Source organism: Streptomyces durbertensis, assembly GCF_014156695.1.
Classification (GTDB): Bacteria; Actinomycetota; Actinomycetes; order Streptomycetales; family Streptomycetaceae; genus Streptomyces; species Streptomyces durbertensis.
Genome location: NZ_WMLF01000814.1, coordinates 1 through 1,114, shown reverse-complemented (window position 1 = coordinate 1,114; position 1,114 = coordinate 1). Strand labels below are relative to the sequence as shown.

The 1,114-nt window shown below is 72.0% G+C and carries 2 protein-coding genes; one reads left to right on the top strand and one right to left on the bottom strand.

Going from position 1 to position 1,114, the window contains the following annotated elements; all coding sequences use genetic code 11:
* The first annotated feature begins 1 nt into the window (after position 1).
* On the top strand, positions 2-517 hold the full coding sequence (locus GL263_RS27015) for a DinB family protein (protein ID WP_182858355.1): 516 nt from the start codon (positions 2-4) through the stop codon (positions 515-517).
* Between the two features lie 51 nt (positions 518-568).
* On the opposite strand, the gene GL263_RS27010 is transcribed toward GL263_RS27015, so the two are convergent.
* Positions 569-1,114, bottom strand: a 546-nt coding sequence (locus GL263_RS27010; protein WP_182858354.1) for a Uma2 family endonuclease, incomplete at its 5' end; no start/stop codon positions are given.

The window sequence follows — 1,114 nt, the reverse complement described above, 5'->3', positions numbered from 1 at the left end:
CATGACCACTCCCCCCGAGGTCCACGGTGACGAGCGCGGCGCCCTGCTCGGCGCGCTGGCCAGCCAGCGCGAGGCGTTCCGGCAGGCGGTGGAGGGACTCACCGAGGAGCAGGCCCGCAGCACGCCGAGCGCGAGCGAACTCTCCCTCGCCGGCCTGATCAAGCACGTCACCTCCGGCGAGACCGGCTGGATCGACTCCATGCGCAGCGGCAGCACCCCCGGCTCCGACGACGAGGCGGCCGTCAAGGAGTGGCAGGAGAGCTTCGTCCCCACCGAGGAGGAGACCGTCGCCGTCCTGCTGGAGCGGTACGGCCGGGTGGCGGCGGAGACCGAGAAGGCCGTCCGCGAGGTGCCGTCACTCGACGACACGTTCATGCTCGCGGACGCCCCATGGCAGAAGGGCGGCCCGCGCTCCTGGCGCTGGGGCCTGCTGCACCTCATCGAGGAGGCCGCGCGGCACGCCGGCCACGCCGACGTCATCCGCGAGACCATCGACGGCCACAAGGCCATGGGCTGACGCCCCCTGCCTCGGCGGGGCCTCGTCCGACACGACCTGGCCCCGCCCTGCCTACGGCACCAGAGCGGTCAGGTCGACGTCGAGCGGAAAGGGGACGGCGACCTTCAGTCGGCCGCGGTGAATGCCGGTGGGCACGTACGTGCCGGTCATCGCGTCGAGCTCGTACGTGTGGACCGCCGGCCCGGCTGCCTCGTCCTCCACTCGCCAGAAGTGGGGGAGCCGTGACTGCGCGTACTTGAAGGGCTTCAGGGACCGGTCGCGGTCGGCGGACTCCTCGGAGACGACCTCGACGACCAGGGCCACGCCCTCGGGCGCGTACCAGGTTCGGTCCGGGTCGTAGCCCGCGGTGGTCACCAGGATGTCCGGTTCCGGACGGCTCTTCCTGTCGAGCCGCACGGTCATCTCCCTCTCGACCTCGAACCCGTCGGGAGCCTCCTGCCGCAGGGCGAACGTCAGGTTCTCCACCAGCCGCGAGTGCCACGACCGCTGCGGCGTGAGCCTGAAGAGCAGCGCGCCTTCGAGGAGTTCGGTGTGCCGTGGCGCCTCGGGTAGGTGGTCGAGGTCGTCGGACTCCCAGCCGCTCGGGCGGGGTGGGGT

What these genes read in the sequence shown, in the direction of transcription:
- GL263_RS27015 (WP_182858355.1), top strand. Translation starts at nt 2, where the DNA reads ATGACCACTCCCCCCGAGGTCCACGGTGACGAGCGCGGCGCCCTGCTC.